At 69.9% G+C, this 1126-nt stretch carries 1 protein-coding gene and 1 pseudogene; both read left to right on the top strand.

Annotation, left to right across the window (positions count from 1 at the left end):
• The first annotated feature begins 135 nt into the window (after window positions 1-135).
• A complete protein-coding gene (locus U4E84_RS18220; protein WP_322533476.1) occupies window positions 136-861 on the top strand; it encodes a ribosome assembly factor SBDS in 726 nt (241 codons plus the stop codon).
• Window positions 862-989: 128 nt separating this feature from the next.
• A pseudogene (locus U4E84_RS18215) lies at window positions 990-1126 on the top strand (YbaK/EbsC family protein); the annotation flags it as partial.

Here is a 1126-nt window from a genome sequence, read left to right as displayed (position 1 = left end):
TCTGTTCGGAGTCGTGTCGCGCGGCGTGGGACGACGAGCGGCCCTCGGCGGCCGAGTAGCCGGACGCGGCGCGGCTGACCGCGGCGGTCGTCGACGGCGGGAGGCTTTTTGCCCGCGGGGGTGGTAGCGTTCGGTATGATATCGCTCGACGAGGCCGTGACGGCCCGACTGGAGTCACACGGGGAACGCTTCGAGGTCCTGATCGACCCGGACGCCGCGCTCGCGATCAAGCGCGGGGAGTTCGAAGGTGACTTGGAGGAGGTCATCGCCGCGGAGGACGTCTTCGAGAACGCCTCGCGGGGCGACCGGCCCGCGGAGGAGGACTTAGAGACCGTCTTCGGCACCACGGATCCGCTCGAAATCATTCCGGAGGTCGTCAAGCGCGGGGAGATCCAGATCACCGCCGAGCAGCGCGCGGAGATGCAAGAGCGGAAGCACAACCAGCTCGTGAACACCATCACGCGCAACGCCGTGAACCCGCAGATGGACGACTCGCCGCACCCGCCCGAGCGGATCGAGCGCGCCTTAGAGGAGGCCGGGTTCCAGGTCGACCCGATGGAGCCGGTGGAGAACCAGGTGGACGACGCGCTCGACGCGCTGCGCCCGGTGATCCCGATCCGGTTCGAGGAGGTGACGATGGCGGTTCAGCTCCCCGCCGACTACGCGGGGTCGGGACAGGCGCAGATCCGGGAGTTCGGCGACCTCGAACGCGAGGAGTGGCAAAACGACGGCTCGTGGGTCGGCGTGTTAACCTTCCCGGCCGGGCTCCAGAACGACCTCTACGACCTCGTCAACGAGGTCACCTCGGGGGAGGGCGACGCCCGCGTGATCAGGGACAAAGACGAGCTCCGGACCCGCTGACCGGGTCGAACGGTCCGGCGGCGGCGACCGCGGCGGTACTCTGACCGCGCCCGCGACGCGGCTCCGACCGCGGCCGCAGTTTCACCGCCTCCGGGAGGTTGATACCGGCGGGGTGCGGGTCGGATCGCATGCATCCACGCGCGGCCGAGTTCGAGGAACGAGCGCGAGAACGGTACAGCGTCGACGTCGACGTGCTGGAGTTCGACGCGGGCACGGAGACGGCGGCGGCCGCGGCCGACGCCCTCGGCTGCGAGACGGGCGCCAT

The organism is Halorubrum sp. AD140, from assembly GCF_034497445.1.
Lineage (GTDB): Archaea > Halobacteriota > Halobacteria > Halobacteriales > Haloferacaceae > Halorubrum.
The sequence above is the reverse complement of the archived record's forward strand: the minus strand, read 5'-3'. Positions and strand labels throughout refer to the sequence as shown.

Coding starts and splice junctions, on each gene's coding strand:
- U4E84_RS18220 (WP_322533476.1), top strand. CDS start 136: ATGATATCGCTCGACGAGGCCGTGACGGCCCGACTGGAGTCACACGGG.